The organism is Streptomyces sp. NPDC037288, from assembly GCF_055603265.1.
Genome location: NZ_JBVJVY010000006.1, coordinates 34095 through 60438, shown reverse-complemented (window position 1 = coordinate 60438; position 26344 = coordinate 34095). Strand labels below are relative to the sequence as shown.

At 69.5% G+C, this 26344-nt stretch carries 25 protein-coding genes; 12 read left to right on the top strand and 13 right to left on the bottom strand.

Features of this window, described 5'->3' with window-relative positions; all coding sequences use genetic code 11:
• Positions 1–122: 122 nt before the first annotated feature.
• Entirely contained in the window at positions 123–575 is a 453-nt protein-coding gene (locus ACZ7GZ_RS09195; protein WP_471022322.1) for a GNAT family N-acetyltransferase, read from the bottom strand.
• 9 nt (positions 576–584) lie between these two features.
• Positions 585–1043: a MarR family winged helix-turn-helix transcriptional regulator gene (locus ACZ7GZ_RS09190; RefSeq protein ID WP_471022319.1), complete on the bottom strand. Its 459-nt coding sequence runs from the start codon at positions 1041–1043 to the stop codon at positions 585–587.
• 142 nt (positions 1044–1185) lie between these two features.
• On the opposite strand from ACZ7GZ_RS09190, the gene ACZ7GZ_RS09185 reads away from it, so the two are divergent.
• Both ACZ7GZ_RS09185 and ACZ7GZ_RS09180 read left to right on the top strand, forming a co-directional pair.
• Complete coding sequence (locus ACZ7GZ_RS09185; protein WP_471022318.1) at positions 1186–2394, top strand: MFS transporter; 1209 nt, start codon at positions 1186–1188, stop codon at positions 2392–2394.
• A gap of 117 nt (positions 2395–2511) precedes the next feature.
• A complete protein-coding gene (locus ACZ7GZ_RS09180) occupies positions 2512–2931 on the top strand; it encodes a GlcG/HbpS family heme-binding protein (protein ID WP_471022316.1) in 420 nt (139 codons plus the stop codon).
• Positions 2932–3004: 73 nt separating this feature from the next.
• Here the strand turns inward: ACZ7GZ_RS09180 and ACZ7GZ_RS09175 are convergent, their stop codons facing one another.
• Positions 3005–3871, bottom strand: coding sequence for a GNAT family N-acetyltransferase (locus tag ACZ7GZ_RS09175; RefSeq protein WP_471022315.1), 867 nt, complete (start codon positions 3869–3871; stop codon positions 3005–3007).
• Positions 3872–4021: 150 nt separating this feature from the next.
• On the opposite strand from ACZ7GZ_RS09175, the gene ACZ7GZ_RS09170 reads away from it, so the two are divergent.
• Positions 4022–4657, top strand: a complete 636-nt coding sequence (locus tag ACZ7GZ_RS09170) for an HAD family hydrolase (protein ID WP_471022314.1) — start codon at positions 4022–4024, stop codon at positions 4655–4657.
• Between the two features lie 30 nt (positions 4658–4687).
• Here ACZ7GZ_RS09170 and ACZ7GZ_RS09165 read toward each other — a convergent pair whose 3' ends face one another.
• The 5 genes from ACZ7GZ_RS09165 to ACZ7GZ_RS09145 all read right to left on the bottom strand — a co-directional run bounded on the left by ACZ7GZ_RS09165 (position 4688) and on the right by ACZ7GZ_RS09145 (position 8401).
• Entirely contained in the window at positions 4688–5170 is a 483-nt protein-coding gene (locus tag ACZ7GZ_RS09165) for an NUDIX domain-containing protein (protein ID WP_471022312.1), read from the bottom strand.
• 89 nt (positions 5171–5259) lie between these two features.
• Positions 5260–6165 carry a LysR family transcriptional regulator gene (locus tag ACZ7GZ_RS09160; RefSeq protein ID WP_471022311.1) on the bottom strand — a complete coding sequence of 302 codons (906 nt, stop codon included), beginning with the start codon at positions 6163–6165 and terminating at the stop codon, positions 5260–5262.
• Between the two features lie 217 nt (positions 6166–6382).
• Complete coding sequence (locus ACZ7GZ_RS09155; protein WP_471022310.1) at positions 6383–7531, bottom strand: cystathionine gamma-lyase; 1149 nt, start codon at positions 7529–7531, stop codon at positions 6383–6385.
• The gene (locus tag ACZ7GZ_RS09150) at positions 7528–8019 is read right to left on the bottom strand and encodes a low molecular weight protein-tyrosine-phosphatase (RefSeq protein ID WP_471022308.1); all 492 of its coding nucleotides are present in this window, start codon (positions 8017–8019) and stop codon (positions 7528–7530) included. Before ACZ7GZ_RS09150 ends, ACZ7GZ_RS09155 begins: the two co-directional genes overlap by 4 nt.
• A gap of 4 nt (positions 8020–8023) precedes the next feature.
• Complete coding sequence (locus tag ACZ7GZ_RS09145) at positions 8024–8401, bottom strand: phage holin family protein (RefSeq protein WP_471022306.1); 378 nt, start codon at positions 8399–8401, stop codon at positions 8024–8026.
• Positions 8402–8461: 60 nt separating this feature from the next.
• Here ACZ7GZ_RS09145 and ACZ7GZ_RS09140 point away from each other — a divergent pair, with 60 nt between their 5' ends.
• The 4 genes from ACZ7GZ_RS09140 (at position 8462) to ACZ7GZ_RS09125 (ending at position 10841) form a co-directional block, all read left to right on the top strand.
• Entirely contained in the window at positions 8462–8779 is a 318-nt protein-coding gene (locus ACZ7GZ_RS09140; protein ID WP_023548672.1) for a cupin domain-containing protein, read from the top strand.
• Positions 8780–8930: 151 nt separating this feature from the next.
• Positions 8931–9143: a DUF5326 family protein gene (locus tag ACZ7GZ_RS09135; RefSeq protein WP_471022305.1), complete on the top strand. Its 213-nt coding sequence runs from the start codon at positions 8931–8933 to the stop codon at positions 9141–9143.
• A gap of 219 nt (positions 9144–9362) precedes the next feature.
• Complete coding sequence (locus tag ACZ7GZ_RS09130) at positions 9363–10304, top strand: IclR family transcriptional regulator (RefSeq protein ID WP_471022304.1); 942 nt, start codon at positions 9363–9365, stop codon at positions 10302–10304.
• Positions 10305–10403: 99 nt separating this feature from the next.
• Complete coding sequence (locus ACZ7GZ_RS09125) at positions 10404–10841, top strand: SsgA family sporulation/cell division regulator (protein WP_360084428.1); 438 nt, start codon at positions 10404–10406, stop codon at positions 10839–10841.
• Positions 10842–10941: 100 nt separating this feature from the next.
• Here ACZ7GZ_RS09125 and ACZ7GZ_RS09120 read toward each other — a convergent pair whose 3' ends face one another.
• On the bottom strand, positions 10942–12390 hold the full coding sequence (locus ACZ7GZ_RS09120) for a YibE/F family protein (protein WP_471022635.1): 1449 nt from the start codon (positions 12388–12390) through the stop codon (positions 10942–10944).
• 250 nt (positions 12391–12640) lie between these two features.
• Between ACZ7GZ_RS09120 and thiC the strand changes: the two genes are divergently transcribed.
• A complete protein-coding gene (gene thiC / locus ACZ7GZ_RS09115; protein WP_471022302.1) occupies positions 12641–14425 on the top strand; it encodes a phosphomethylpyrimidine synthase ThiC in 1785 nt (594 codons plus the stop codon).
• 109 nt (positions 14426–14534) lie between these two features.
• Here thiC and ACZ7GZ_RS09110 read toward each other — a convergent pair whose 3' ends face one another.
• The 3 genes from ACZ7GZ_RS09110 to ACZ7GZ_RS09100 all read right to left on the bottom strand — a co-directional run bounded on the left by ACZ7GZ_RS09110 (position 14535) and on the right by ACZ7GZ_RS09100 (position 18048).
• Complete coding sequence (locus ACZ7GZ_RS09110; protein WP_471022301.1) at positions 14535–15395, bottom strand: hypothetical protein; 861 nt, start codon at positions 15393–15395, stop codon at positions 14535–14537.
• 180 nt (positions 15396–15575) lie between these two features.
• The gene (locus ACZ7GZ_RS09105; protein WP_471022299.1) at positions 15576–16655 is read right to left on the bottom strand and encodes a metallophosphoesterase; all 1080 of its coding nucleotides are present in this window, start codon (positions 16653–16655) and stop codon (positions 15576–15578) included.
• Between the two features lie 280 nt (positions 16656–16935).
• On the bottom strand, positions 16936–18048 hold the full coding sequence (locus ACZ7GZ_RS09100; RefSeq protein WP_471022298.1) for a LacI family DNA-binding transcriptional regulator: 1113 nt from the start codon (positions 18046–18048) through the stop codon (positions 16936–16938).
• A 430-nt stretch (positions 18049–18478) separates the two neighbouring features.
• Between ACZ7GZ_RS09100 and hisC the strand changes: the two genes are divergently transcribed.
• Entirely contained in the window at positions 18479–19558 is a 1080-nt protein-coding gene (gene hisC, locus ACZ7GZ_RS09095; protein WP_471022295.1) for a histidinol-phosphate transaminase, read from the top strand.
• A 13-nt stretch (positions 19559–19571) separates the two neighbouring features.
• On the opposite strand, the gene ACZ7GZ_RS09090 is transcribed toward hisC, so the two are convergent.
• Positions 19572–19949 (bottom strand): cyclophilin-like fold protein, encoded by a 378-nt coding sequence (locus ACZ7GZ_RS09090; RefSeq protein WP_471022293.1) that lies wholly within the window; start codon positions 19947–19949, stop codon positions 19572–19574.
• Positions 19950–20157: 208 nt separating this feature from the next.
• Here ACZ7GZ_RS09090 and ACZ7GZ_RS09085 point away from each other — a divergent pair, with 208 nt between their 5' ends.
• From ACZ7GZ_RS09085 to cydD, 3 genes are read left to right on the top strand one after another with little or no spacing between them, the layout of a single operon-like run.
• Complete coding sequence (locus ACZ7GZ_RS09085) at positions 20158–21666, top strand: cytochrome ubiquinol oxidase subunit I (protein WP_471022291.1); 1509 nt, start codon at positions 20158–20160, stop codon at positions 21664–21666.
• 15 nt (positions 21667–21681) lie between these two features.
• Entirely contained in the window at positions 21682–22701 is a 1020-nt protein-coding gene (cydB, locus tag ACZ7GZ_RS09080; RefSeq protein WP_471022289.1) for a cytochrome d ubiquinol oxidase subunit II, read from the top strand.
• A gap of 59 nt (positions 22702–22760) precedes the next feature.
• Complete coding sequence (gene cydD, locus ACZ7GZ_RS09075; RefSeq protein ID WP_471022287.1) at positions 22761–26342, top strand: thiol reductant ABC exporter subunit CydD; 3582 nt, start codon at positions 22761–22763, stop codon at positions 26340–26342.
• Positions 26343–26344 lie beyond the last annotated feature (2 nt).

The window sequence follows — 26344 nt, the reverse complement described above, 5'->3', positions numbered from 1 at the left end:
GGGGGGGGGGGGGGGGGGGGGGGGGGGGGGGGGGGGGGGGGGGGGGGGGGGGAGGCGGGGGGGGGGGGGGGGGGGCCCCCCCCCCCCCCCCCCCCCCCCACCGCACTGTGGGCCTTCGGCCGTCAGAGCCGCAGTTTGAAGCCTTCGTGCGTGGCGCTGAAGCCGAGCCGTTCGTAGAAGCGGTGGGCGTCGGTGCGCGTCTTGGCGGACGTCAGCTGCACCATCCGGCAGTCGTGCCGCCGGGACGTGTCGATCGCCCACTCGATCAGCAGGCTGCCCAGCCCACTGCCCCGTTCGTCGGCGTGGATGCGTACGGCCTCGATCAGCGCGCGGGTCGCTCCCTTGTGGGAGAGACCCGGAATGATCGTGAGCTGGAGGGTGCCGATCACACGGTCTTCGCGGACGGCGACGACGAGGTGCTGGTTCTGGTCGGCGTCCAGTCGTTCCAGCGCCGTCCGGTAGGGGGACATGTCATCGGGGGACTCGCGCTGGGCACCCAGTGGATCGTCGGCGAGCATCGCGACGATCGCCGGAAGGTCGGCGACCGTCGCACGCCGTATTTCAAGATCTCCCATGCGCGCACCCTATGCCGGTACGTTCAGGGACTCCACGACCCGGACCAGCGGGGCCAGTTCGGGGTTCCGGGACGCTTCGTCCAGAGCCCCGCGCAGGGCGGCGTCATTGGTCGGCCGCGCCTCCTCCAGCAGCCTCAGGCCCGCCTCGGTGACGTTGGTGTAGATACCGCGCCGGTCGGTGGGGCAGAGGTAGCGCTCCAGCAGGCCGCGGTCCTCCAGCCGGGTCACCAGGCGCGTGGTGGCGCTCTGGCTGAGAACGACCGCGTCGGCGACCTGCTTCATCTGCAGATGGCCGCCCTCGCCGTCGTGCTGACGGCTCAGCACATCGAGCAGAGAGTACTCGCGCACGCTCAGGTCGTGCTGTGCCTGCAGGGCGCGCTCGATGTGCGCCTCGATCCTTCCGTGCAGCGCAGAGAGGGCGCACCAGCCTTGCGCGAGGGCGGTGAGCGCGGGGTCCGTCGCTGTCATGGGCGTTTCCTCCGTCCCGGAGCGGCTGCATCAAGGGTAGAGCAAGCCCGCAATAGTGCGCGCTTGCAAGTAACCAGCGTCTGCAATTATTGTGGACGCACGCAAAGCGCTCCTGCAATCGTCTGGGAAGGTCTACCCCTCCATGCCTCTCGCGCTTCTGGCCCTCGCGATCGGGGCCTTCGGAATCGGAACGACGGAGTTTGTGATCATGGGCTTGCTGCCCCAGGTCGCGGGCGACTTCGGGGTCTCCATCCCCACGGCGGGCCTGCTGGTGACGGGCTACGCGCTCGGCGTGGTCATCGGCGCCCCGGTGATGACCGTGTTCGGCACCAAGGTTTCGCGCAAGCGGATGCTGATGCTGCTGATGGGTCTCTTCATCGCCGGGAACCTGCTCTCCGCCGTGGCACCCACCTTCGCGGTCATGCTGCTCGGACGCGTGATCGCCTCCCTCGCGCACGGTGCCTTCTTCGGCATCGGCGCGGTCGTGGCGGCCGAGCTGGTGGCGCCCGACAAGAAGGCCGGCGCCATCGCCATGATGTTCACCGGTCTGACCGTCGCCAATGTCGTAGGCGTTCCGCTGGGCACGCTCATCGGCCAGCACGTCGGCTGGCGCGTCACCTTCGGCATCGTCGCCGCTCTCGGGGTCATCGGTCTCGCCGGCGTCGCCAAGCTCGTGCCGGAGGTGCCGCGGCCCGAGGGGGTGCACCTGCGGCACGAACTGGCCGCTTTCAAGAACGCCCAGGTGCTGCTCGCCATGGCGATGACCGTTCTCGGCTTCGGCGGTGTCTTCGCGGCCATCACCTACATCGCGCCGATGATGACCCACGTCGCCGGCTTCGCCGACGGCTCGGTCACCTGGCTGCTGGTCCTGTTCGGCCTCGGCATGGTCGGAGGCAACCTCGTCGGCGGCAAGTTCGCCGACCGGGCCCTCATGCCGATGCTGTACGTCTCCCTGGGCGCCCTGGCGCTCGTCCTGGCCCTCTTCACGCTCACCGCTCACAGCAAGATCGCGGCGGCTGTGACGATCGCTCTGATCGGCGCCCTGGGCTTCGCGACCGTGCCGCCTCTGCAGAAGCGCGTGCTCGACCAGGCGCACGGAGCCCCGACGCTCGCGTCTGCCGTGAACATCGGTGCCTTCAACCTGGGCAACGCGCTGTCCGCCTGGCTCGGCGGCATCGTGATCGCGGCCGGCTTCGGCTACACCTCCCCCAACTGGGTCGGTGCCGCTCTCGCAGCGGCCGCCTTGGTCCTCGCCGTCCTCTCGGCGGCGCTGGAGCGGCGTGACGGCGCCCGCAGCACCGTGGTCGCCTCCGGGACGCCCGCTGGGCAGCAGACGCCGGTCCACCACTGAGCCCCTGGGACCCCAGGGCGCCGCACCACCCCCACCCCACCGGTCTCCGTGTCGGGGGACGCTTCCCGCCGGTACGGCAAGCCGCCCATCTCAGCAACACCCGAGGAGAGAGCCTCCATGACGACCACCGCCGTCGCCCCGCTGTCCATCGAGGATGCCGAACTGCTCGTCGCCACGGTCCGCCGCGCGGCCGAGGACGACGGAGTCACGGTCAGCGTCACCGTCCTGGACGCCGGCGGCCATATGCTCGCCTTCCGCCGGGACGACCGGGCCGTGCTGATCTCCAGTGAGACCAGCACCCGCAAGGCCTACACCGCCCTTCAGCTGAACGCTCCCACCGCCGACCTGGTCGACGCCGTGCAGCCCGGCGGCCTCTTCCACACGCTGCCCACGGCCCTCGACCGGCCCCTGCTGTTCATCGCGGGCGGGGTGCCCGTCCACTGGGACGGCCGGCTGATCGGTGCGATCGGTGTCGGCGGCGGTGCGCCGGAACAGGACCACGGCTTCGCCGCCGCAGCCGTGCGGGCGCTCGCCTGATCACCCGATCCCGGACGGACGACCCCGGCCCCATCGCACGACGCGGCGAGGCCGGGGCCCGTCGTACGAAGGATCAGCCCGCGGCCACGGTCAGGGGAGCGAACCGCCGGGTCCAGTCGCCCGGTAGCTCCGTGATGCCGTAGGTCATCACGGCGTTGAAGGCCACGGAAGCCAGCCCCCGCGCCTTCGCCCAGGCCAGCAGCTCCTCATGGCGCACGTCGATGTCGGTGCGCAGCGGACGGTCGGTGCCGGCCGCCAGCGACGTGACGAGAGCCTGGGCGGTCTCGGTGTCCCGGGCGATCAGCGGACCGACGACGTGGGTGTCCATGTTGGGCCACGCGGCGGTGTAACCGATGACCCGGCCGCCCTCCACGGCTACCCGAAACTGGTCGGCGAAGGCGGGCAGCCGGGTGATCAGGTGAGTGCGGTCGGCGCCGAAGACCTCCTCGTCGAGCCGCAGGATCGCGGGAAGGTCCCCGGCGGTGGCCGCTCGGGTGAGCACGCCGGATTCCGGCCCGCCGGGAGTGAAGCGGCCCAGCAGCATCTCCGCCTGGCCCGTCACCTTGAACCCCAGTTCCTCGTACAGGGGACGGCCGTTGGGCGTGGCGTGCAGGGTGAGCGGGGTGGTCCCCATGGTCGACACGACATGCCGCATCAAACGGCGCCCGACGCCCTGACGGGCATGGCGTTCGGCCACCAGAACCATGCCGATGGCGCCGAGATCCCGACAGTCCCACGAGCCGTACTCCGTGACGACGCACGCGGCGACAAGGCCACCCTGGGGATCGTCGATGCCGAAGCCCTTTCCGGCCGCGAGAAGGAACCCCCACTTGTGTTCCTCGCGGGGCCACCCCCGGTCTTCGGACAAGTCGGCGCAGGCGGCGAGATCGCGAAGCGTCAGACGACGGATGGGCAGAGCGGCGAGTGAAGGAGTCGACACGCAGATCAGGCTGGCCGACCGGCGCCCTCGGCGTCCAGCTGTTTCGACGCAGACACATGTGCTTTTGGCCATGCCGTGGCCATATGCACAGCCTGTGGACAACGGTCGGTGTTTCACGTGAAACACCGGCAGCCGGTTAGCCTCCAGGCCATGGCGAGACTTCATCTCTTCGATCTTGACGGCACGTTGCTGCACGGCAGCACCGCACCGGTGGAGATTTCCCGTCAGTTGGGGCTGGAAGCGGAGACTGTGGCACTGGACCGGGCGATCGCGGAGGGACGGATCGGTCCGCCGGAGTACGCGGCGCAGGTGTACGACCTATGGGCCGATCTGACCGAGGCGCATGTCGGCGCCGCATTCGAGGGGGCTCCATGGCTCGCCCGCATCCGTGAGGTCTGGGTGGAGATCAGAAACGCGGGCGAATACTGCGCGGTGGTGTCACTCTCGCCGTCCTTCTTCGTGGAGCGCCTTCTCGACTGGGGTGCTCACGCGGCGTATGGCTCCCGCTTCCCGGCCGTGCCGTTCACCGAACCCGTCGATCCGTCCGGGGTGCTCAGCGCCGCAGCCAAGGTGGCCATCGCGGACCGGCTCTGCACGGAGTTCGGAGTCGCACGGGCGGACTGCGTGGCGTATGGCGACTCCATGTCCGACAAGGATCTGTTTGCTGCCGTACCGGTTTCCGTGGCGGTCAATGCGGATGCCCACCTGGCTGGGCTTGCGACCCATTCCTACGCCGGACGCGATCTGTGGGACGCCTATGAACTGGTCGCGCTGCCCGAGAGGTGAGGGGCTTTCTGTGGTCGGGAGCTGGGAGCGTCAACCGAGGTCGGGAGCGTGCATGGCGCGTACGCCCTCGATGTTGCCGTCCAGATAGTGGCGCAGCGACAGCGGGACCAGGTGGACGGAGGCGATGCCGACGCGGGTGAAGGGGACGCGGACGATCTCGTACTCACCGGCCGGCTCGTCCACTTCGGGGCCGTGTCGCAGGGCCGGGTCCATGAACTCCAGCCGGCAGACGAAGAAGTGCTGCACTTTCACGCCGGTCGCGCCGCCGTCCTCGCCGATGTGCTCAACAGTGTCCACGAAGCACGGGACCACATCGGTGATCTTGGCTCCGAGTTCCTCGGACACTTCCCGGTGCAAGGCGTCCACGACGGTCGGATCTCCGGGCTCGACCCCACCACCGGGAGTGACCCAGTAGGGATCGACGCCGGGCTTGGTGCGCTTGATCAGGATCAGGTCGTCACCGTCCAGAAGAACGGCACGGGCGGTGCGCTTGACCACGGGTCGGACGGTCATGGGAGAAATGTGGCCCGGCTGGTTCCACGTGAAACATCGCAAAGCGTCACCGCACGACCGCAGCACGTGGACGCTGTGCCGGAGGACTCTCAACACCAGGCTGTGGCCGCCCGCAGAAGCCATTCGTGAGCCCGCGCTATATGGGGCATGGCGAGGCTTCCGGTCCGCACCGCCAGGAAGTAGGTGCGCAGCGGCGGCACCGCCGGGTTGTGAAGGGCTGAGACCGTGCCGTCGCCGAGGGCCGCAGCGCACAGATAGCGGGGGAGCACCGCGAGTCCGGCACCTGAGGTCGCGCAGGCGAGCACAGCCCGTAGATCAGGGGCGATGACCGTACCCGAGGCGGCGGGGCGGGAGTCGAACACGGAGGCCCAGTAGCGCGAGACGAAGGGCAGCGACTCGTGGACCTCGACGACGGGCAGGTTCTCCAGCGCGGGCGCCCCCTTCAGACGCAGCGCCTCCGTATCGATCCGCTCGACCCAGCGAGGGGCGGCGACCAGGATGTGCTCCTCGTCGCACAGCGGAGTCGCGGTGAGCAGAGCGCCCCGGGGCCGGGCCGTGCTGATGGCCAGATCATGGTGACCGGAGGCCAGGCCCTCCAGCGTTTCCTCCGCCGTGCCGAAGGAGGCACGGAGTGCGAAACCCTGGCCGTCGTCGCCGGTCAGCTCCGTCAGGGCAGGCAGGGCACGTTCGGCCGTGAACTCGGGCGGGCCGGCGAGGTGCAGGGTTCTCAGCGAGGACTCGTCGTCCAGACCTCTCTCGGCTATCTCCACCAGGGCGTCGAGATGGGGTGCGGCCTTGTGCGCGAGTTCGTCACCGATGGTCGTCGGGGTCACCCCTCGTGCCTGACGAAGGAAGAGAGGTCTGCCCAGTTGCCGTTCCAGCGTGCGGATCTGCGAGGTGACGGCGGGCTGGGAGAGGCCGAGCAGAGCGGCCGCGCGGGTGAAGGAGCCAGCCCGGTGCACAGTGACGAAGGTACGCAGCAAGGCCAGGTCCATGGCGTGCCCTCCCCTATCCCTGCCCTCCTTCGGCCCCCAGGCAGGCCCCAACTATAAATAAGTCGATAGGTCTCTGTCGCTAGCGTGATTGGACACTGACACAGAGTCAACTAGCCTTGTTCGCGCGGTTCTTCGCACGCGGAACCGATGACGGTCCGAGCCACGAGGGGGGAGGCTCGGACCGTTCCGCGACATCACGGGGCGGAAGGGGACGGGCTCACTCGGCGGACTCGTCCAGGGCACGCAACAGGTCGGCGATCAGGTCCTCGGGGTCCTCGGCGCCCACGGACATGCGGATGAAGCTCTCCGGGACCGCGTCCCCGCCCCAGCGGCGGCGGCGCTCGGCCGTGGAGCGCACGCCGCCGAAGCTCGTCGCGTCCTCGACCAGGCGCAGGGCCTGGAGAAAACGCTCGGCACGCGCGCGCGTGGGCAGCGTGAAGGAGACCACGCAGCCGTAGCAGCGCATCTGCTCCGAGGCGATCTTGTGCGAGGGGTCGTCGGGCAGCCCGGGATAGCGCAGGCCCGACACCTCCGGCCGCCGCTGCAGAGCCTCGGCGACCGCGAGGGCGGTGGCGTTCTGCCGGTCGACGCGCAGCTGGAGCGTGGCGATGGACCGGTGCGCGAGCCAGGCTTCCATAGGCCCGGAGATCGCCCCGGCGATCTTGCGCCAGCGCCGTACGGCGGCCATCGCCTCGGCGTCGCGGCCGGTGACGTAGCCCAGCAGTACGTCGCCGTGGCCGGTGAGCTGCTTGGTGCCGCTGGCCACGGAGAAATCGGCGCCCAGGTCCAGCGGTCGCTGCCCGAGCGGGGTGGCGAGGGTGTTGTCGACGGCCACCAGGGTGCCCTGTGCGCGGGCCGCCGCCACCAGCCGCCGGATGTCGCACACGTCGAGCCCCGGGTTCGACGGGGACTCGATCCACAGCAGCCGGGCTCCTTCGAGGACCTGCAGCTGGGCGTCGCCGCCGGTGGGTGCGGTGCGCACCTGGATGCCGTACGCCTCGAGCTGGGCGCGGACCAACGGCAGGACCTGGTAACCGTCGGAGGGCAGCACGACCGCGTCTCCCGCGCGCAGCTGTGAGAACAGCACGGAGGAGATCGCCGCCATGCCGGAGGCGAAGACCAGCGTCTCGACGTCGTCCCGCCCGGGTGCCTCCAGTTCGCCGATGGCACGCTCCAGCAGCGTCCAGGTCGGGTTGTCGTCACGGCCGTACGCATAGGGGCCCGCCACCTCGCCGGGCAGGTGGAAGTGTGCCGCGAACACCGGTCCGGGCAGGGTCGGTTCGTGCTTGACCGGCTCGGGCAGTCCCGCGCGCACCGCGCGCGTGCCCTCGCCGGTACGACCCTGGTCCTTGGGGGTGTCGCTCATGCGGCCCGTCCTTCCAGCTGCTCGCGTACGGCGGCGAGCAGGCCGACGCTCGCCGTCTCCACCATCTCAAGACACTCCTCGAAGCCGTTCCGGTGTCCGTAGTACGGATCCGGCACGTCGAGGTCGTCGCCCGCGGCGGGGTCGTACGAGCGCAGGAGGCGGACCTTGTGCGCGTCCTCCTCGGTGGGCGCGAGGCGGCGCAGGGCCTTGAGATGGCCGGTGTCGAGCGCGATCACGAGATCGAGGCGGGAGAACCACGACGGCTGGAACTGGCGGGCGACGTGATCGCTGTCGTAACCGTGCTCTTCGAGGACCGAGACGGTTCTGAGGTCCGCGGGTTCGCCCTCGTGCCAGCCGCCGGTGCCGGCGCTGTCGACCTCCACCCGGCCCCCGAGGCCGGACTCCGCCACACGCGCGCGGAAGACGGATTCGGCCATCGGGGAGCGGCAGATGTTGCCGGTGCACACGAAGCAGACGCGGTAGGTCATTCGCTCAGTCCTCGTCGGGCAGGATCATGTGCAGGGCCCAGGAGACGACCGAGATGATCAGACCGCCGATCACGGCCGTCCAGAAGCCGTCCACGTGGAAGCTGAGATCGAGCTTGCCGCACACCCAGGAGGTCAACAGCAGCATCAGCGCGTTCACAACCAGGGTGATCAGGCCCAGGGTCAGGATGAACAACGGGAAGGTGAGCACCTTCACGATCGGCTTGACCAGCCAGTTCACCAGGCCGAAGATCAACGCGACGACGATCAGCGTGCCGGCCTTCCTGGCCGTGCTGTCACCCGTAAGAGTGATCGTGTCCAGAAGCCACACGGCAACCGCGAGGGCACCCGCGTTGGCGATCGTCTTGACTACGAAATTCTTCATGTGTCTGATCGTGGCAGACCAGAGCGACGACGAGCAGAGCGGCAAGGGCGGACAACGGCGATGAAGGCATTCCGGCTGGACGAACTGGAGGCGGAACGCGCCGCCAACGAGGGGGCATACCTTCAGTTCCTGCGGGAGCGGAACATGTCCGTCGGCCTGTACGCCCTCAACGCGGGCGAGCACGACCCGCAGAAGCCGCACAACCAGGACGAGGTGTACTTCGTCGTGAGCGGCCGGGCATCGATCACGGTCGGCCTGGAGACGACCGAGGTGGCGCGGGGCAGCGTGGTGTACGTGCCGGCCGGCGTCGCCCACAAGTTCCACCACATCAGCGAGGATCTGAGGGTTCTCGTCGTCTTCTCTCCGCCCGAGGCGTGAGCCCGGACCCCGGGGTTCCCTAGGGGACAGGTCAGGGGAGGACAAGGGGCGCGAGGGCCCCGCCGGGCCCCCTGCCAGCCCTAGCATCGAGTGCAGAACAACAACGCTGTACCGAGAACACAGACGTACGAGAACGCAAAGGACGAGGGCGATGCGAGAGATCTTCGCGGGACTGCCGTGGTGGGTGAAGTGGGTCGCGGTGCCGGTCATCGCCCTGGTCGTGTTCGGCGGCCTGATAGCGACCGTGGTCGGGTTCGTGATCGACCTGCTGTTCAAGGCCCTGGTCTTCGTGGCCCTGATCGGCGGCCTCATCTACCTCGTGCGCAAGCTCATGGCGAGTTCCTCCTCACGCGGCGACTGGTGACGGACGCGGGAACTGGTGACCGCTCACGGGATCACCGGTTGCCGGCAAGGTGATCACCGGTTTCCCTCGGGGGAGGGAAGTTTCCCCGGGAGGCCGTCTGTGGTCGGGGACGGACGGTTAGAGTCCGGAACTCCCGCGGGGACCGGCCCCGCGGGCGGCGCAGATCCCCTCCGTGCCTTCCTCCGCACGGGCTGCCCCTCGCGCTCCGGGAGTAACCCCTTGGCCACGGTTGACACCACACCGGCAGAGCCCCACGCACCCCCCACCCCACCGCGCACCTGCGCACCCCTCGCCCAGCGGCCGCCGGCCGTCGCGGTCCCCGAACAACCGCATCCCACCGGCGCCTCAAGCCCACCGCAACGCACCGGTGCCTCAGGGCCGCCACACCCCGCCGACACCCCCGGATCACCGGCCGCCGCGACGCTCATCGGATCCGTCCAGCGCGCCATGCGCCTGCTGGAGACCGTGGCCACACACGGCTACGGCGCCCCCGCCAAGCAACTCGCCCGCGAGACGGGCCTGGCCCTTCCGACGACGTACCACTTGCTGCGCACCCTGGTGCACGAGGGCTATCTGCGCCGCGAGAAAGGGCTGTTCTTCCTCGGCGAGGCGGCTGAGCGGCTGAGCAGCAGCGGAGCCCAGCAGAAACGTCGCAGCGCGGTGGCCGACACGCTCGCACACTGGCGCGATGCCATCGGGGCGCCGGTGTACTACGCGATGTACCGGGACGGCGAGATCGAGGTCATGTGCGTCGCCGACTCCCCCGGGGCGCCGGCGGTCGAGGAGTGGGCCGACTTCCGCGAGACCGGCCACGCCCACGCCATCGGGCAGTGTCTGCTCTCCCAACTGGACGATGACGCCCGCCGCGACCACCTTGCCCGCTACCCCGTGCAGTCCCTCACGCCGTACACCGTGCGCGACAACGATGCCCTGTTGCGTCGGCTGGCCCGGATGCCGCGCCTGGAGCCGGTGGTGGAGCGTCAGGAGTACGCGCTCGGGACGGTCTGCGCGGCGGTGCCGATCACGGTCGGCACAACCGTGGCCACGATGGCCATGTCGCTGCCGGCCGACCAGGCCGACCGGCTGCTGCCCGCGGCCCGTCGGCTGCAGACGGAGATCGGGCGGCATGTGGGGACCCTCTCCCTCTCTATCAGTATCTGAAAACTTACTCCTTGTGATCTCTCGTGTACGTTCAGCAAGATTTGACCACGGTTACAGGGATCAATCCCGGCCAGTCGATGTCATATGACGGGGTAGACGATGCGCGAGTCCGTACAGGCAGAGGTCATGATGAGCTTTCTCGTGTCGGAGGAACTCTCCTTCCGCATCCCGGTGGAGTTGCGCTACGAGACCAGTGATCCCTATGCCGTGCGGCTCACCTTTCATCTGCCCGGTGATGCCCCGGTGACTTGGGCGTTCGGGCGTGAGCTGCTGATCGACGGCGTCGGCCGGCCGTGCGGGGAAGGGGATGTGCACATCGCTCCCGTCAGTTCCGATGTGCTGGGCGAGGTGCTGATCAGGCTTCAGGTCGGTTGTGACCAGGCTCTGTTCCGCTCCTCCGCTCCTCCGCTCGTGGCCTTCCTGGACCGTACGGACAAGCTCGTGCCGCTGGGCCAGGAGGGCGCCCTGGCCGACTTCGACGCCCATCTGGACGAGGCCCTTGACCGCATCCTGGCCGAGGAACAGAGCGCGGGCTGAAGCGTTACGGCATGGGAGCCGGGCGCTCCCCGCAATGCCGCGTGGATGGATGCAGGAACGCTTCTGCGCGGCACTGTTTTCCGGGCCGTTCAGCTCGGGCTCACCGCTTCCGGCGGTGGCCGCGGCCGCCGCGTGCCGGGACCGGCTGTGTCCCTGCCGTGGCGGGGGCGTTCGGGCCGGGTCGGTCGGCCGCGACCACCAGGGCGGCGAGCGCGGTCGTGACCGGGACCGAGGCGACGAGACCGATCGACCCCACCAGCGTGCGCACGATCTCCTCGGCCACCAGTTCGCTGTTGGCCACGGTCCCGACACTGCTCTGCGCGATCGAGAACAGCAGCAGCAACGGCAGCGCGGCACCGGCATAGGCGAGGACAAGGGTGTTGACGACCGAGGCGATGTGGTCGCGGCCGATACGGATGCCGGCCCGGTACAGCCCGCGCCAGCCCATCGACGGATTGGCCTCGTGCAACTCCCAGACGGCTGACGTCTGGGTCACGGTCACATCGTCCAGGACACCGAGCGAGCCGATGATGACGCCGGCCAGCAGCAGACCGCTCATGTCGATCGACGGATACAGGCCATGGATCAGACCTGTGTTGTCGTCCGTGTTGCCGGTCAGGGCGGCCCAGCCGATGAAGAGGGAGCCGAGCGCACCGATCAGCGCCAGGGAGATCAGCGTGCCGAGCACCGCCACCGACGTGCGCGCTGACAGGCCGTGGCACATGTACAGGGCGATCAGCATGATGGCGCTCGACCCGACCACTGCCACGAGCAGCGGGTTCGAACCCTGGAGGATCGCGGGCAGGATGAACAGGGTCAGCACCAGGAAACTCACCGCCAGTGCGATGAGCGCCATGACGCCACGCAGCCTGCCGACCACCACCACGGCGAGCGCGAAGATCCCCGCGAGCAGCGTCATGGGGAACTTCCGGTTCACGTCGGCCACCGAGTACTGCAGGTTCTTCGGTGCCGAGGGCTCGTAGGCGACCACCACCTTCTCGTCCTGGTGCAACTGCCGGGTCTGGTCCGGCTGCACGATCTCGGTGAACGTACGGCCTTTGTCCTTCCCGGTGTCGACCCGGACGGTCGCCTTCTTGCAGGTTCCCTTCGCCTCCCGTTGCGCCGAGGTGCCCTCCGCGGTGGAGGTGTCGCCGGTCGGGGTGTCACCGGAGGCGTTCACCGACTGGCAGCTCACCTCGACGACCCTGGTGACCGTGGCCTGCTGTGTGTCCCGGTCGAAGCCGACGCCGGTGCGCTTGTGGGACGGGGCTCCCCCGGGCCAGAGCACCAGCAGCCCGACGACGACCGCCGCGGTGAACGGGACCAGGATCGCGGCGATGACCTTGCGCAGGTGCTGGGAGACCGGGGCAGCGGGACCGTGGCTGTGGCTGTGGCCATGCGCGTGACTGTGGCCTCGGCCGTGACCGCGGCCGTCGTCCCCACCGGAGCCCCGCTCGGGACCCCGGCCGTCACCCTCGCCGAAGCCGGCCCCCTGCTCCGAGTCCTCTCGATGGCGTGGCTTGGGGGGCTGATATGGGTACTGCTCCATCCTGGTCACCGCCCGATCATTGCAAGAACGGCGGGGGCCCACTGTTCACCGCGCCACATATGGCGCTAGCGTGGAGGCACCTTTGCACACGCGGGAGCTCGGAGCACCGGGCTGAGAGGGCGCTGACCTCCGTACACGTGATGTTTCACGTGGAACAGGCGATGTTCCGCAGGAAACGTCGGCAGACGGAATCCGCTGCGTCGACCGCCGAACCTGTTACCGGGTAATGCCGGCGTAGGGAGTAGGTCTCATGACCAACAAGGACGCACGCACGCCTGCCTCCGTCCAGGACGAGAAGTCCCAGGAGGCCGGGAAGTCCATCGGCTGGCACAAGGCGTACGTCGAGGGTTCGCGCCCCGACCTGCGCGTGCCGGTCCGCCAGGTGCACCTCACCAACGGGCAGTCGGTCACGCTGTACGACACGTCGGGCCCGTACACCGATCCACTCGTCGATACCGATGTCCGCAGGGGCCTGCCGCCGGTGCGGGAGAACTGGATCATCGCCCGCGGCGACACCGAGGAGTACGCGGGCCGTCCCGTCCGTCCCGAGGACGACGGGATCAAGCACACCTCCCCGCGTGGCGGGCTGCGCAACCTGGACGCGGTCTTCCCCGGACGCCCCCGCCAGCCGCGCCGGGGTCGCAGCGGTCAGGCGGTGACGCAGCTCGCGTATGCGCGCCGGGGAGAGATCACCCCCGAAATGGAGTACGTGGCCGTCCGGGAGAACGTTTCTCCCGAGGTGGTCCGCGAGGAGATCGCGGCGGGCCGGGCGGTGCTGCCGGCCAACGTCAACCACCCGGAGATCGAGCCGATGATCATCGGCAAGCGGTTCCTGGTGAAGGTCAACGCCAACATCGGCAACTCCGCGGTGACCTCCTCCATCGAGGAGGAGGTGGAGAAGATGACCTGGGCGACCCGCTGGGGCGCCGACACGGTCATGGACCTCTCCACCGGCCGCAACATCCACACGACGCGCGAGTGGGTGCTGCGCAACTCCCCCGTCCCCATCGGAACGGTGCCGCTCTACCAGGCACTGGAGAAGGTCGACGGCAGGGCCGAGGAACTGACCTGGGAGATCTACAAGGACACCGTCATCGAGCAGGCCGAGCAGGGCGTGGACTACATGACCGTCCACGCGGGCGTGCGGCTGCCGTACGTCCCGCTCACCGCCAACCGCAAGACCGGCATCGTCTCGCGCGGCGGCTCGATCATGGCGGCGTGGTGCCTGGCGCACCACAAGGAGTCGTTCCTGTACGAGAACTTCGAGGAGCTGTGCGAGATCCTCGCCGCCTACGACGTCACGTACTCGCTGGGCGACGGCCTGCGGCCGGGCTCGATCGCGGACGCCAACGACGAGGCACAGTTCGCTGAGTTGCGCACTCTTGGGGAACTCAACCGGATCGCCAAGCGTTTCAACGTACAGACCATGATCGAGGGCCCGGGGCATGTCCCGATGCACAAGATCAAGGAGAACATCGACCTTCAGCAGGAGATCTGCGATGAAGCTCCGTTCTATACGCTCGGCCCGCTGACGACCGACATCGCGCCGGCGTACGACCACATCACCTCAGGCATCGGCGCCGCGATGATCGCCTGGTGGGGTACGGCGATGCTCTGCTACGTCACGCCCAAGGAGCACCTCGGCCTGCCCAACCGGGACGACGTCAAGACCGGCGTCATCACCTACAAGATCGCCGCGCACGCGGCCGATCTCGCCAAGGGGCACCCTGGTGCCCAGGAGTGGGACGACGCGCTGTCCGACGCCCGCTTCGAGTTCCGGTGGGAGGACCAGTTCAACCTCGCCCTGGACCCGGACACGGCACGGGAGTTCCACGACGAGACCCTGCCGGCCGAGCCCGCCAAGACGGCCCACTTCTGCTCCATGTGCGGGCCGAAGTTCTGCAGCATGAAGATCTCGCAGGACATTCGCCGCGAACACGGCGGCAGCCGGGGCGAGATCGAGGAGGGCATGGCCCAGAAGTCGAAGGAGTTCGCCGCGAGCGGCAACAGGGTGTACCTGCCGATCGCCGACTGAGACAGGTCGGACCGACTCGCCGCGCCGGGTCGCCCACTTGAGGCGGCCGGTGCGGTCGGGTCCCCGCGGTCCGGGAGCGCGTGCCGGGTTGTTCGGGTGCTGGTGCGGGTCAGTCGGGCTGGTGCTCCGGGCCGCCGAAGTCCGGGCTCGTGTAGTCCGGGCTGGTGAAGCTCGGGCGGCCGGACTCGGTGCCGTCGTCGGGGCTGCTGAAGCCGGGGCGGTCGTACCCGAGGCGGGGCATGCGGCCGGGCGGGGCGGGTGGCGTCGAGCGGTGCAGGACGGCCGCTCCGGGCTCGGCGAGCGCCTCGCACAGGAATGGCAGGATGCCCCGCTCCAGCAGGGCGTCCCGCCAGGCCTCTCTGGCCCTGTCCAGCTCCCGGTGCGCCGCGTCCAGTGCCTGGGCCTGGGCCGAGCTGCTGTTGCGCAGCGCGGTGAGGAGCAGTCCGACGGCGGCGACGAGGATCGCGGCCGCGGTCACCGCGCCGAACACCCAGCCGGCGGTGAGCATGGTCTGGGCGAAGGCCTGTCCGGGGCTGAGCGTCTTCAGGATGTAGCCGACGAGGAGGAAGATCGCCGCGGCGGTTCCGGAGAGGACGGGAGCCAGGACGGCGATGACCGCGATGGCGCCCGCACCGGTGCTCTCGGCGGCCTCGCCGAGGGTGGTGTCGAGCCCCGTCGTGGCCGAACTCGGGTCCACGGCGGCCGGGTCGCCGACGGCCGACGGGGCCATCGCCGGATGGCGCATTTCCTGGCGGATCTTCACATAGTGCTGGTATTCGGCCGCTGCGGCGGCCGTGATCAGGGCGCTGGCGTTGAGTGCCATGGTGCGCAGTTGTTCGGGATTGAGCCGCTGTCCGACAGCGGCCAGTTCCGGCCGGTGTGGTGCGGAGCGCAGCGCCTCGTTGAGGAGCCGCTCGAATTCCTGGCGGTCCTCGCTCTGCAGGTGCTGCGGAACGCTGTTCATGTGCATCCCCCGATGCTCCGTAGGGCTTGGGGCTCGCACGCCAGCGAGCCGTCGGGCAGAAACGGAGGGGAGCCTGCTACGGATAAGCCGATGGTAGAGCCGTGACGGCACACGGTGACAGGGGGTTGCCGGAAATTGCCCCCGGCGTGCGTGTGCTCCTCCGGGAGACGCCTGCCCGCGGGACGGTCAGGTAGTCAGGGGGAGTTGCCGGACCAGTAGCTTTCCGGCCATGGTCACTCCGCCGTCCATCGCGATGGCGAGCCCGTCGGCGTAGACGTGCGGGCCCTCCACGACCGGGCCGGTGCCCTCCTCGCCGTCCTCGGAGCCGACCTCGCCGAGGAGGTAGGGAATCGGGCTGTGGCCGTGAACGATGCGCGTGCCGCCGTACGTATCGAGGAGAGAGCGCACGGCGTCGGCGCCGCCCTCGTCGCGGAAGGAGAAGCGCTTGGTGAACTTGCGGAACAGGTCCCAGCACTCGTCCGCGTCATTACGGGTGAGGGTCTCGCGCACGGTGTCGTTGACCGCCTCGATGGAGTCGCCGTAGTCCAGGTAGGCGGTGGTGTCCGAGTGCACGAGCAGGTAGCCGTCGACCTCCTCCACGGCGTCGAGGCGGGCCATCCACTGCAGATGGTGGTCCTGGAGTCGGTCCATGTCGGTCTTCTGGCCGCCGTTGAGCAGCCAGGCCGCCTGGAAGGTGGCGGTGCCAGCACCGGAGTTGACGGGCGTGTCGCCGAACCGCTTGGCGCCTAGCAGCAGCAGTTCGTGGTTGCCCAAGAGGGCCTTGCAGTAGCCGCCGGCCGCAGCGGCCTCGGCGGACAGCCGCATCACGAGGTCGATGACGCCGATGCCGTCGGGCCCGCGGTCGGTGAAGTCGCCGAGGAACCACAGCCGGGCGGTGCCGGCGCACCACTGGCCCGAGGCGTCGATCAGACCCTGTTCCTGCAGGGCGGTCACCAGTTCGTCGAGGTATCCGTGGACGTCTCCGACGACGAACAGCGGTCCGGGCCCGGTCGCGGGCTGCGGGGCGGGAGCTGCGGATGCCGGTTCGACGGGGACCTGGAGCGTCTTCGGCCGGTTGATGACGGGGAGGTCGCGCTGGGTGGGCGTGTAGCCGTCGGGGTACGCCTCGTCGGCAGGCGGCACGGTGTCGCCCAAAGGGGCGGTGCGGACGTAGGGACCGGTCTCGTGGACGTACGCCGGTACCCGGAAGTCGCGCAGCGTCGCCGTCCGCTCCACTTCGGGTCCCTGACCGGCCCCCTGAGTCATCAGACCCCTCCACCATCGCGCCGCAGCTGCACCGCTTCGGACTGCCTGGTCGCAGCGGTCCGCGGTGTCGTGGGCCCATCATAGGAATGCGCGTCGCGCCGTGTGATGACCCAGGGGTGGTGAATCGGAACAAGACTCCGGTGCACTGCGGCTTTCGCCCCGTTTGGGCAGGTGTTCGGTCGACTCTGCGCCGACCGAACCCCCGGCTCGCCGGTCGCCGGCCCCCCTGCCCCCGCCACCGGCTGAGGGCTGTGCGGGGTGGGCGCCCCGCTTTCCGGCGCTACTTCCCGTCCGGCGACCGAGGCGGGCTGACCGTCGTGCGTGGCGGGCGCCGCTGGGAGGAGGTGCGCACGATCAGCTCGGTCGGTATCACCTGCTCGACCGGCTGGTCCGACTCCACGCCCTCGATGGCGTCGATGAGGAGCTGGACCACCGCGGTGCCGATGCGGCGGGGTTTCAGGGAGAGCGTGGTGATGGGCGGCTCGGTGCTGGCGTACACCATGGACTCGCTGCAGCACACGAGCAGCAGGTCCTCGGGGACGCGGAGCCCGTAGCGGCGGGCGGCGGCCAGCAGGTCCGTGCCGTTGGGGTCGAACAGTCCGTAGACCGCGTCGGGCCGGTCGGGGCGGGCGAGCAGCCGGTCGGCGGCGACGGCGCCGGCGCACGGGTCGTGCGCCGGGTAGGCCTCGTAGACCGGGTCCTGGCCGACGCGCTCGCACCAGCGCAGGTAGGCGGTGGTCGACAGGTGGGTGTACGTGTCCGTCGTCGTGCCGGTGAGCAGGCCGATACGGCGGGCGCCGGCGGCGGCGAGGTGGTCGAGGATGCCGAGGACGGCGGCCTCGTGGTCGTTGTCGACCCAGGCGGTGACCGGCAGCGAGCCGGCCGGGCGGCCGTCGGAGACGACCGGGAGCCCCTGCCGGACCAGCTCACTGACCACCGGGTCCTGGTCGGACGGGTCGATGACGACCGTGCCGTCCAGGGCGACGTTGGACCACACGTCGTGGCGGGAGGTCGCGGGCAGGATGACGAGGGCGTAGCCGCGGGCGAGCGCGGCCGAGGTGGCGGCCCGGGCCATCTCGGCGAAGTACGCGAACTCGGTGAAGGTGAAAGGTTCATCCCCGTACGTCGTCACGGTCAGGCCGATCAGACCCGACTTGCCGGTACGGAGCGTGCGGGCGGCGGCCGAGGGGCGGTACCCCAGCCGGTCGGCGACCTCGCGGACATGGCGGCGGGTGGCATCCGGGAGCCTGCCCTTGCCGTTGAGAGCGTCGGAGACGGTCGTGATGGAGACCCCGGCGGCGGCGGCCACGTCTCTGATGCCCGCCCGGCCCGGCCGACTGCCTCGACGTGAGGTTTCCGCGCGGCTCACCTGGTGCTTCCCTGCTGCTGTCATGGCGAGCCGATAGTAGGGCTCATACGGTGGGGTAGTGCGGACGCATATGCACGAGTTGACAGGCACGTTTCTGCATGGTCTTCAGGGGTCAACTGCCTTGGAAATAAAGGTGGTTAAACGATCCGGTGGTAGGACGTGACTTGTCGGCGCGTATGGACCTGCCAAGTGTCCGATGTCTCGAAGAGGTCTCAACTCACCTGCACGGGGGATGCGCGCCACGGCGCGTGCCACCGGCGCATAGATATATGTATGGCGCCCCCCCCTGACACGTACGCCTTCGTACGGCGATGCCCGTGATGGCGCCGGCTCGGATGTGGTTTGCGTATTGCCTGCCCGCACCTGTACGCACGGGGGCCGAATCCTCATAAGGTGAGGAGTATTGGAAGCCGGCGGCGTAGACGGTCCGCCGGTGATCGCGAGGAGGACTGCGGTGAGCGAGACGAGCCCCAAGCTGCGCGCCGAGCTGGAGGGTATCCCCACCTACAAGCCGGGCAAGCCCGCTGCGGCCGGCGGGCCGGTCGCCTACAAGCTGTCCTCCAACGAGAACCCGTACCCCCCGCTGCCCGGCGTCATGGAGAGCGTCACGGCGGCTGCCTGCGACTTCAACCGCTACCCGGACATGGCGTGCACGGGGCTGATGGAGGAGCTGTCGGAACGCTTCGGCGTCCCGCTCTCCCACCTGGCCACCGGCACCGGCTCGGTGGGCGTCGCCCAGCAGCTCATCCAGGCCACCAGCGGTCCCGGCGACGAGGTGATCTACGCCTGGCGGTCCTTCGAGGCGTACCCGATCATCACGCAGATCAGCGGCGCCCGGTCGGTGCAGGTACCGCTCACGCCCGGCGACGTGCACGACCTGGACGCGATGGCGGACGCGATCACCGACCGGACGCGTCTGATCTTCGTCTGCAACCCCAACAACCCGACCGGCACGGTGGTGCGGCGGGCCGAGCTGGAGCGGTTCCTCGACCGGGTGCCCGGTGATGTCCTGGTGGTGCTGGACGAGGCCTACCGGGAGTTCATCCGCGACCCGGAGGTGCCCGACGGTGTCGAGCTGTACCGGAACCGGCCCAACGTCTGCGTCCTGCGTACCTTCTCCAAGGCCTACGGGCTCGCCGGCCTGCGCATCGGCTTCGCGATCGCCCATGAGCCGGTCGCGGCGGCGCTGCGCAAGACGGCCGTGCCCTTCGGGGTCAGCCAACTCGCCCAGGAAGCGGCGATCGCCTCGCTGCGGGCCGAGGACGAGTTGCTCGGCCGGGTCGGCTCTCTGGTGTGCGAGCGCAAGCGCGTGGTCGACACGCTGCGCGCCCAGGGCTGGACGGTGCCGGAGACGCAGGCGAACTTCGTCTGGCTGCGGCTGGGGGAACGTACGGTCGCGTTCGCGCAGGCCTGTGAGCAGCACGGTGTGGTCATCCGGCCGTTCCCGGGCGAGGGTGTGCGGGTGACGGTCGGAGAGACCGAGGCGAACGACATCTTCCTGAAGGCGGCGGAGGCGTTCCGCAAGGAGCTGTAGCCCGGCGCGGGCTCTACTCGTCGATCAGTTCCACCCGGATGGGGTCGCCGGCTCGTACGGTCGCCAGAACGCGGGCGTCCCCGTCCAGGCTTCCCAGGACGTTGCACGGGCTCGCGAGGCGGCATTCCTCGCCTCGCGAGATCGGGGTCGGGCCGTAGGGGAGGGCGAGTGCGTCGCCGTCCGTCCAGAAGGCCACGGTGCCCGGCTCCACGACCTGCCGGGCGTCCGTTTCACGTGAAACAGAGACTCCTGTGTCGAAATAGACCTCCTCGCCCCATGTGCAGGCGCTGGAGGTGAGTGGCAGCGCCTTGGCGAGGGCCTGCGTCGTCGGTGTGTCTGCGTCGAGGGTCGCGGTGATGTTCCCCGCGGGCCAGGAAATGCGTATCTGCATGGCGCGCAATTCAACAAGATGTTGAAGTCGCTGCCAAGGCCTTGACGCGAAGGCGTAGGGGGGACCCCCCGTTCGTTGCCGAAAATCAGTACGTCATAATGGCTTGTGAATGTGAACGCGTTCACAAGCGCGTCCCGATTGTCCTGTATGTGCGCGGTAAACAGGGCAAACCGCCGCTGTACCACGGCGTAGTAAGGAGAGTGACGACGTGGACCTGGCTCTGGCGCCGGAGACACTGGCGCGCTGGCAGTTCGGCATCACCACCGTCTACCACTTCCTGTTCGTCCCGCTGACCATCTCCCTGGCCGCCCTCACGGCCGGGCTGCAGACGGCCTGGGTGCGCACGGAGAAGGAGAAGTACCTCAGGGCGACGAAGTTCTGGGGCAAGCTCTTCCTGATCAACATCGCCATGGGCGTGGTCACCGGCATCGTGCAGGAGTTCCAGTTCGGCATGAACTGGTCCGACTACTCGCGCTTCGTCGGCGACATCTTCGGAGCGCCGCTCGCCTTCGAGGCACTGATCGCGTTCTTCTTCGAGTCCACCTTCATCGGCCTGTGGATCTTCGGCTGGGACAAGCTCCCCAAGAAGATCCACCTGGCCTGCATATGGATGGTCTCGATCGGCACGATCCTGTCGGCGTACTTCATCCTCGCCGCCAACTCGTGGATGCAGCACCCGGTCGGCTACAAGATCGACAAGGCTAAGGGGCGCGCCGAGCTGACCGACTTCTGGGCCGTGCTGACCCAGAACACCGCGCTCAGCCAGGCCTTCCACACCCTGTCGGCGGCCTTTCTGACCGGTGGGGCCTTCATGGTGGGCATCGCCGCCTACCACCTGGCCCGCAAGAAGCACATCCGCGAGATGAAGACCTCGCTGCGGCTCGGTCTGGTCACCGTGGTCATCGCCGGTCTGCTCACCGCGATCAGCGGCGACACCCTCGGCAAGGTCATGTTCAAGCAGCAGCCCATGAAGATGGCCGCCGCCGAGGCACTGTGGGACGGGCAGAAGCCGGCGCCGTTCTCGATCTTCGCCTACGGAGATGTGGAGAAGAGCCACAACACCGTCGCGGTCGAGATCCCGGGCCTGCTGTCCTTCCTCGCCAACGACGACTTCACCTCGTACGTCCCCGGTATCAACGACGTCAACAAGGCCGAGCAGCAGAAGTTCGGGCCGGGGGACTACCGGCCCAACATCCCCGTCGCCTTCTGGGGCTTCCGCTGGATGATCGGCTTCGGCATGGCCTCCTTCGGCATCGGCCTGGCCGGACTGTGGCTGACCCGCAAGAGGTTCATGCTGCCGCAGCATCTGCGGGTCGGCGAGGACGAGGTGCCGCATCTGGTGCTCTTCAAGAACGAGGCGCTCAGCGCGAAGCTGACGCCCTGGTACTGGCGTATCGCGACCTGGACCCTGGCCTTCCCGCTGATCGCCAACTCCTGGGGCTGGATCTTCACGGAGATGGGCCGCCAGCCATGGGTCGTCTACGGAGTCCTGCAGACCCGGCATGCGGTCTCCCCCGGTGTCTCCCAGGGCGAGGTCCTCACCTCGATGATCGTCTTCACCTCGCTGTACGCGATCCTCGCCGTGGTCGAGGTCAAGCTGCTCGCGAAGTACGTCAAGGCCGGCCCGCCCGAGCTGACCGAGGCCGACCTCAACCCACCCACGAAGATCGGCGGCGACATCCGTGACGCCGACAAGCCGATGGCCTTCTCGTACTAGGCCGGGGGAACAGTCATGGAACTTCACGACGTCTGGTTCGTCCTGATCGCCGTCCTGTGGACCGGCTACTTCTTCCTGGAAGGGTTCGACTTCGGGGTCGGCATCCTCACCAAGCTGCTAGCTCGCAACCGGCCGGAGCGCCGGGTGCTGATCAACACCATCGGACCCGTCTGGGACGGCAACGAGGTGTGGCTGCTCACGGCCGGCGGCGCGACCTTCGCCGCGTTCCCGGAGTGGTACGCCACCCTCTTCTCCGGCTTCTACCTGCCGTTGCTGGTCATCCTCGTCTGCCTGATCGTCCGGGGCGTCGCCTTCGAGTACCGGGCGAAGCGCCCCGAGGAGAACTGGCAGCGCAACTGGGAGACCGCGATCTTCTGGACCTCGCTGATACCGGCGTTCCTGTGGGGCGTGGCCTTCGGGAACATCGTGCGGGGCGTGAAGATCGATCAGCACTTCGAGTACGTCGGCAGCGTCTGGGACCTGCTCAACCCCTACGCCCTGCTCGGCGGCCTGGTGACGCTCACGCTGTTCACCTTCCACGGAGCGGTCTTCACCGCGCTCAAGACGGTCGGGGACATCCGGGTGCGGGCACGGAAGCTGGCTCTGTGGGTCGGTCTCGTCACGGCCGCCGTCGCGCTCGGCTTCCTGCTGTGGACGCAGGCGGACAGCGGTGACGGCAAGAGCCTGGTGGCCCTCGTTGTGGCGGTCGCCGCCCTGGTGGCAGCTCTGGTGGCCAACCAACTCGGCCGCGAGGGATGGGCTTTCACGCTGTCCGGCGTCACCGTCGTGGCCGTCGTGGCGATGCTCTTCCTGTCGCTCTTCCCGAATGTCATGCCGTCGACGCTCGACGGGGACTGGAGCCTGACGGTCACCAACGCCTCGTCGAGCCCGTACACCCTGAAGATCATGACGTGGCTGGCGGCCATCGCCACGCCGTTCGTCCTGCTCTACCAGGGCTGGACCTACTGGGTGTTCCGCAAGCGGATCGGCACGCAGCACATCGCCCCCGACGCTGCAGCCGGCGCCGCACACTGAGTCCGCCGAGGGTGTGTTTCACGTGAAACACACCCTCTGGACCGAAGGACGCGTTTCACGTGAAACCGATCGATCCCCGTCTTCTGCGCTACGCCCGCGCCACCCGGCTCTTCCTGGTGGCGGTCGTCGGCCTGGGAGCCGTCGGTGCCGGGCTGGTCATCGCTCAGGCGATGCTCATCGCCGAGGTTGTCGTCGGAGCGTTCCAGCATGGGGAGTCCGTCGCTGGACTGCGCACCCCCCTGCTTCTGCTGGCGGCCGTGGCCGCAGGACGGTCGGTTGTCGCGTGGCTCACCGAACTCGCCGCCCACCGGGCGAGCGCGGCGGTGAAGTCTGAACTGCGGGGGCGGCTCCTGGACCGGGCGGCGGCGCTCGGTCCCGGGTGGCTTGCCGGGCAGCGCACCGGTTCGCTGGTCACGCTGGCCACACGGGGGGTCGACGCCCTCGACGACTACTTCTCGCGCTATCTGCCGCAGCTGGGGCTCGCGGTGGTGGTACCGGTGGCGGTGCTGGCGCGGATCGTCACCGAGGACTGGGTGTCGGCGGCGATCATCGTCGGCACCCTGCCCCTCATCCCGCTCTTCATGATGCTGATCGGCTGGGCCACCCAGTCCCGGATGGACCGTCAGTGGCGGCTGCTGTCACGGCTGTCCGGGCACTTCCTGGACGTGGTCGCCGGACTGCCCACGCTGAAGGTCTTCGGCCGGGCCAAGGCACAGGCCGACTCCATCCGCCGGATCACCGGTGAGTACCGCCAGGCCACCCTGCGGACCCTACGGATCGCCTTCCTCTCGTCCTTCGCGTTGGAGTTGCTCGCCACGCTGTCGGTCGCCCTGGTCGCGGTGACCATCGGCATGCGGCTCGTGCACGGCGACATGGACCTGTACATCGGCCTGGTGATCCTGGTGCTGGCGCCCGAGGCCTATCTGCCGTTGCGTCAGGTAGGCGCGCAGTACCACGCGGCGGCCGAGGGGCTCGCCGCCGCGGAGGAGATCTTCAGTGTGCTGGAGACGCCGGTTCAGGCGTCGGGTACTGGTGCGGTACCAGCGGGCGCGCTGGCCTTCGACGGGGTCACCGTGCGCTACCCCGGGCGTTCCCTGGACGCCGTGACGGACATGTCGTTCAGTGTCGAGCCCGGCGAGACGGTCGCGCTGGTCGGGCCGAGCGGGGCGGGCAAGTCGACGCTGTTGAACGTGCTGCTCGGGTTCGTCCAGCCGAGCGAGGGGCGGGTGCGGGTCGGGGGAGCGGATCTCGCGGACCTCGACCTGGAGGAGTGGCGGTCGCGGATCGCGTGGGTGCCGCAGCGGCCGCATCTGTATGCCGGAACCATCGCGGAGAACGTGCGGCTGGCCCGGCCGGACGCGGACGACCGTGCCGTACGCGGGGCGCTGCGGGATGCGGGCGCCCTGAAGTTCGTGGACGAGCTGCCCGAGGGGGTCGACACCGTGCTCGGGGAGGACGGGGTGGGGCTGTCGGCGGGGCAGCGGCAGCGGTTGGCTCTGGCTCGGGCCTTTCTCGCGGATCGGCCTGTGCTGTTGCTGGACGAGCCGACGGCTGCGCTGGACGGGGCGACCGAGGCGGAGGTTGTGGCGGCGGTGCGGAGGCTGGCCGCCGGGCGGACGGTGCTGCTTGTCGTGCATCGGCCGGCGTTGCTCGGGGTTGCTGACCGGGTGGTGCGGTTGGAGGGTGCGGAGCTTGTGACGCACCGGCGCGACGGTGAGCCCCCCGGGGGGCTACAGACCCTGGAGGCCCGCCTCTGCCCACCCGCCACCCCACTCGCTGGGCTGGAAGGTGACCCCCCGGCCTCTCGGCCCCGTGCGGTGGGAAGCGGTCCCTCGGATTCTCCGGCTGGTTGGTTGGGGAATGGCTCGGCGGATGTGGTTGCGGGGCGGCCCGGGCGTGCGCTTGCGTGGGTTCGGGGACTTGGGGGGGCCCGGCGGGGGCGGTTGGTGCTTGCTCTGGTGCTGGGGTGTCTGGCGCTCGGTAGTGCCGTGGGGCTGATGGCGACCTCCGGGTGGCTCATCTCGCGGGCCTCGCAACAGCCTCCGGTGCTGTATCTGATGGTGGCCGTGACAGCCACGCGGGCCTTCGGGATCGGGCGGGCCGTCTTCCGGTATGCCGAGCGGCTGGTGTCGCACGACGCCGTGCTGCGGATGCTGGCCGACACCCGGGTTGCCGTATACCGGCGCCTGGAGCGGCTGGCGCCCGCCGGACTGCGGACCGTCCGGCGCGGTGATCTGCTGACCCGGCTGGTCGCGGACGTCGACGCACTCCAGGACTACTGGCTGCGCTGGTTGCTGCCGGCGTCGGTCGCCGTCGCCGTGTCGGCCGTCTCCGTCGGCTTCACGGCCTGGCTGCTGCCCGAGGCCGGTGCCGCTCTTGCGGCGGGCCTCGTGGCGGCCGGTGTCGGCGTCCCGCTCGTCACCGCGACCGTGGCCCGGCGAACCGAGCGACGGCTGGCTCCGGCCCGGGGCGCCCTCGCCACCCGCGTCACCGACCTGCTCACCGGCACCGCCGAGCTGACCGTCGCCGGTGCGCTGCCCGCCCGTACGGACGCGGCCCGGCGAGCCGACGGCACCCTCACCCGGATCGCCTCGCGCGCCGCCGCCGTGACGGCGCTCGGCGACGGGCTCACCGCGCTGGTCTCGGGCCTGACCGTCACGGCGACCGCGCTGTTCGGCGCCCAGGCGGTGGCCGCGGGCCGGCTCCACGGCGTGGCGATGGCCGTGGTCGTCCTCACTCCGCTGGCCGCCTTCGAGGCCGTACTGGGGCTGCCGCTCGCTGTGCGGTACCGGCAGCGGGTGCGGCGAAGCGCCGAGCGTGTTCATGAGGTGCTCGACGCTCCGGAGCCCGTGCGTGAGCCCGAGTGGTCGCGTCAGGCGCCCGTCTCGCCGTTCCCGCTGGTGGTCAAGGGGCTGGCCGCACGGTATGAGGGACAGCGGCGGGAAGCGCTGGCCGGCTTCGATCTCACGCTGGAGGAGGGGCGGCGGATCGCGGTGGTCGGGGCGTCGGGTTCCGGCAAGACGACTCTCGCCCAGGTGCTGCTGCGCTTCCTCGACCCGGGGGAGGGCTCGTACACGCTCGCAGGTGTGGACGCCTACGCGCTGGCGGGTGACGACGTACGGCGACTTGTCGGACTGTGTGCGCAGGACGCGCATCTCTTCGACAGCTCGGTGCGCGAGAACCTGCTGTTGGCCAAGAAGGGCGCCACCGAGGCCGAGTTGCGCCGGGCGCTGGACCGGGCACGGTTGCTGGACTGGGTGGACGGGCTGCCCGACGGCCTGGACACGCTCGTCGGCGAGCACGGAGCGCGGCTGTCCGGCGGCCAGCGGCAGCGGCTGGCGCTGGCCCGTGCGTTGCTGGCCGACTTCCCCGTCCTGGTCCTCGACGAGCCCGCCGAGCACCTGGACCTGCCCACGGCCGACGCCCTGACCGCCGATCTGCTGGCCGCCACGGAGGGCCGTACGACGCTGCTGATCACCCACCGGCTGGCCGGCCTGGAGGCGGTGGACGAGGTGGTCGTCCTCGACGCGGGCCGGGTGGTGCAGCGGGGCACGTATGCGCGGCTGCTCGCGGCGGACGGGCCGCTGCGGGTGCTGGCGCGGAGAGAGGCGGAGGCGGAGGTGTTGGTCGGGGGCGGGTGACC

Coding starts and splice junctions, on each gene's coding strand:
- ACZ7GZ_RS09135 (WP_471022305.1), top strand. CDS start 8,931: ATGCGAGAGATCTTCGCGGGACTGCCGTGGTGGGTGAAGTGGGTCGCG.
- thiC (WP_471022302.1), top strand. CDS start 12,641: ATGACCAACAAGGACGCACGCACGCCTGCCTCCGTCCAGGACGAGAAG.
- ACZ7GZ_RS09150 (WP_471022308.1), bottom strand. CDS start 8,019: ATGACCTACCGCGTCTGCTTCGTGTGCACCGGCAACATCTGCCGCTCC.
- ACZ7GZ_RS09195 (WP_471022322.1), bottom strand. CDS start 575: ATGGGAGATCTTGAAATACGGCGTGCGACGGTCGCCGACCTTCCGGCG.
- ACZ7GZ_RS09120 (WP_471022635.1), bottom strand. CDS start 12,390: ATGGAGCAGTACCCATATCAGCCCCCCAAGCCACGCCATCGAGAGGAC.
- ACZ7GZ_RS09190 (WP_471022319.1), bottom strand. CDS start 1,043: ATGACAGCGACGGACCCCGCGCTCACCGCCCTCGCGCAAGGCTGGTGC.
- ACZ7GZ_RS09140 (WP_023548672.1), top strand. CDS start 8,462: ATGAAGGCATTCCGGCTGGACGAACTGGAGGCGGAACGCGCCGCCAAC.
- ACZ7GZ_RS09100 (WP_471022298.1), bottom strand. CDS start 18,048: ATGACAGCAGCAGGGAAGCACCAGGTGAGCCGCGCGGAAACCTCACGT.
- ACZ7GZ_RS09165 (WP_471022312.1), bottom strand. CDS start 5,170: ATGACCGTCCGACCCGTGGTCAAGCGCACCGCCCGTGCCGTTCTTCTG.
- ACZ7GZ_RS09110 (WP_471022301.1), bottom strand. CDS start 15,395: ATGCACATGAACAGCGTTCCGCAGCACCTGCAGAGCGAGGACCGCCAG.
- ACZ7GZ_RS09170 (WP_471022314.1), top strand. CDS start 4,022: ATGGCGAGACTTCATCTCTTCGATCTTGACGGCACGTTGCTGCACGGC.
- cydB (WP_471022289.1), top strand. CDS start 21,682: ATGGAACTTCACGACGTCTGGTTCGTCCTGATCGCCGTCCTGTGGACC.
- ACZ7GZ_RS09160 (WP_471022311.1), bottom strand. CDS start 6,165: ATGGACCTGGCCTTGCTGCGTACCTTCGTCACTGTGCACCGGGCTGGC.
- ACZ7GZ_RS09090 (WP_471022293.1), bottom strand. CDS start 19,949: ATGCAGATACGCATTTCCTGGCCCGCGGGGAACATCACCGCGACCCTC.
- ACZ7GZ_RS09145 (WP_471022306.1), bottom strand. CDS start 8,401: ATGAAGAATTTCGTAGTCAAGACGATCGCCAACGCGGGTGCCCTCGCG.
- ACZ7GZ_RS09185 (WP_471022318.1), top strand. CDS start 1,186: ATGCCTCTCGCGCTTCTGGCCCTCGCGATCGGGGCCTTCGGAATCGGA.
- ACZ7GZ_RS09180 (WP_471022316.1), top strand. CDS start 2,512: ATGACGACCACCGCCGTCGCCCCGCTGTCCATCGAGGATGCCGAACTG.
- ACZ7GZ_RS09105 (WP_471022299.1), bottom strand. CDS start 16,655: ATGACTCAGGGGGCCGGTCAGGGACCCGAAGTGGAGCGGACGGCGACG.
- ACZ7GZ_RS09125 (WP_360084428.1), top strand. CDS start 10,404: ATGCGCGAGTCCGTACAGGCAGAGGTCATGATGAGCTTTCTCGTGTCG.
- ACZ7GZ_RS09155 (WP_471022310.1), bottom strand. CDS start 7,531: ATGAGCGACACCCCCAAGGACCAGGGTCGTACCGGCGAGGGCACGCGC.